General features: G+C 57.6%; 3 protein-coding genes and 1 pseudogene. 2 read left to right on the plus strand and 2 right to left on the minus strand.

Going from position 1 to position 2,354, the window contains the following annotated elements:
• Positions 1–326, plus strand: a 326-nt coding sequence (locus BSU04_RS45080) for a transposase (protein WP_089159792.1), incomplete at its 5' end; no start/stop codon positions are given.
• A 9-nt stretch (positions 327–335) separates the two neighbouring features.
• Positions 336–503, plus strand: a pseudogene (locus BSU04_RS48470) (ATP-binding protein); the annotation flags it as partial.
• 531 nt (positions 504–1,034) lie between these two features.
• Here the strand turns inward: BSU04_RS48470 and BSU04_RS45090 are convergent.
• Together BSU04_RS45090 and BSU04_RS45095 are read right to left on the minus strand one after the other, a co-directional pair.
• Positions 1,035–1,646: an acetate uptake transporter gene (locus BSU04_RS45090; protein WP_089166633.1), complete on the minus strand. Its 612-nt coding sequence runs from the start codon at positions 1,644–1,646 to the stop codon at positions 1,035–1,037.
• A gap of 114 nt (positions 1,647–1,760) precedes the next feature.
• Positions 1,761–2,354, minus strand: a 594-nt coding sequence (locus BSU04_RS45095) for an AMP-binding enzyme (protein WP_144021555.1), incomplete at its 5' end; no start/stop codon positions are given.

Raw genomic sequence — 2,354 nt, forward strand, 5'->3', positions numbered from 1 at the left:
CCATCAAGCGTCCCGACGTCATCCGGTTTCTTGATCAAGTCGCGCAGGAAGGCGCGCCCGGCCTGATGACTGTGGTGGTGCTCGATAACGCCTCGATTCATCACAACATCGATCAGCAAACCATCGACCGCTGGTTTCTCGACCATCGGATGGTGCTCTTCTATCTGCCGCCGTACAGTCCCGAGCTGAACTTGATCGAAATCGTCTGGAAACACGCCAAGTATCACTGGCGGCGCTTCGTCACCTGGACGAAGGAAACCATCGATACAGAGATCGCCAAGCTGCTCGGCGGCTATGGCTCGGAATTTGAAATCCGTTTTTCCTGAACACTTAGCATGTTCGATCCTTTTAGGCAAAACGGCGTTGACAGAACAGGCCTAGGGCTGGGACTTTCGATCGCCCGCCAAAATGTGGAAGCAAGCGACGGTGTTCTCAGTGTTCGGGACATCCCGGATACTGGCTGCGCTTTTACTATAAGCCTGCCGCGACGCGCGATCAGTTGAACACTGACGTGAGCCACAACCTGCGTTTAACGGCGCACATCCAGAACCGGGACGCCTCATTAAGCAGTGTCAAGTGTCTGGGTTGCAAAAATGGGGTGGACCATAGATCTGCATGCTCTCGTTTCAAGCGGGTTCCGCAGCAACCAGGCGAGATTGGGAACGGGCTTTCAATCACTTGGCAAACCTGAGTGATTCCTTTGGCGACCGAGGCTAGTCAAAGTGCGATGTGGTGACGATTATTTTCGCGGAACACGAGGGAAAAAAAATCTGCACACCGCGCAGTGCAACACACGCTCATCGGAATTTGTTTCCATTGCAGGCGCAGGAAAGGTGTGCGGATGAATGGCGCTTTATCGTTCGAAAGGATCACATAGTTCTCTGTTGTTTTCACTTCCTGGCAGAGGCATTGTATGCTGCGTGCCGCGCTCTTCCGATGTCCAAGGCAAGCGTGGCTGCGAGGTGGCGCCGGGTTATAAAAACGGCTTGTTAACGTTTAGTGCAACTGCCTTGGGGCGCCACCGGGCACGCTCATCAGCTCTGTTGCAGGTTGTCGGTCGAGCCAAGCGATACTTGTACCAGGATTGCTGTGTCGCTTGTCCCGACAGGCAGTACGCTGCGCCCGTGCACCTCGTTGATGATTTCCGCCGCGGACAGATAGAACGCGAGCGCCGCTGTGATGAGACCGCAATAACCACCCGCGTGATGCAGCCACACGAGACCAGTCCATTCGCTTGCGGCCAGCACGAAGAAGGTGATCCACAAGACGAAGAACACCAATTGCAGTGCACGCGCCGAGCGCCATGTCGCGACCCACATATACAGCGTGAATACGCCCCACAGGAATAAGTACCAGCCAATAAAGGCGGCCGGCACCTTGTCGTGCAGGAACAGCACAAAAAGCGCGAGCGACCACCAGAATGCCCCGTAGCTGAGGAAAGCGGTGGCGCCGAACGTGTTGCCGCGCGGTATCTCCATGAGTCCGGCTAATGCCTGTGCCGTGCCGCCGTAAGCGAAGGCGACAGCGAGTACCATGCCCATTGAATCGCCTGTGAACCAGCCGGCGTTGATCATGCTGAGCAGCCAGGTTGTCAGAGCAAATCCGGCGAGCCCGAGCGACGCGGGGTTGGGTGTCTTGAAGTTCATGATGAGGTCTCCTGAGGGAAGCAAAATCTGTCGCACGGCAGTCTTCATGAATCAACGGCCGCGCAACGCAAGCTTAGGGTTGAACGTTCTCGGTATGCGGTCTCTAAGCGACGGTTAAGCCGGGTCGGCGAACTGCGCGATCACCTGCGGATTCTCGATGGTCGATGTATCTTGCGAGATTGCCTCGCCCTTCGCGACCGAGCGCAGCATACGGCGCACGACCTTGCCGGAACGCGTCTTCGGCATCGCATCGCCGAAGCGGATTTCCTTTGGTTTTGCAATCGGACCGATCTCCTTGCCGACCCACGCTCGCAACTCGTCGGCTATGCGCTTTACGTCGGTACCGGTGGGCCGTGGGCCCTTCAGCACGACGAATGCAACGATCGCTTCGCCGAAGGTTTCATCGGGGCGGCCAACGACCGCCGCTTCAGCAACCAGCGGGCATGCTGCAAGGGCCGACTCGATTTCCATCGTGCCCATGCGATGACCCGATACATTGAGCACATCGTCAACGCGGCCGGTGATCGTGAAATAACCCGTGTCCGCGTCGCGAATCGCGCCATCTCCGGCGAGATACAGGGTGCCTCCCAGTTCATCAGGGTAGTAGCCCTTGCGAAAGCGCTCCGGGTTGCCCCAGACGGTGCGGATCATCGACGGCCAGGGCTTTCTGATGACCAGCACGCCGCCTTGCCCATTCGGGACCTCGTT

Source organism: Caballeronia sordidicola, assembly GCF_002220365.1.
GTDB lineage: Bacteria > Pseudomonadota > Gammaproteobacteria > Burkholderiales > Burkholderiaceae > Caballeronia > Caballeronia sordidicola_C.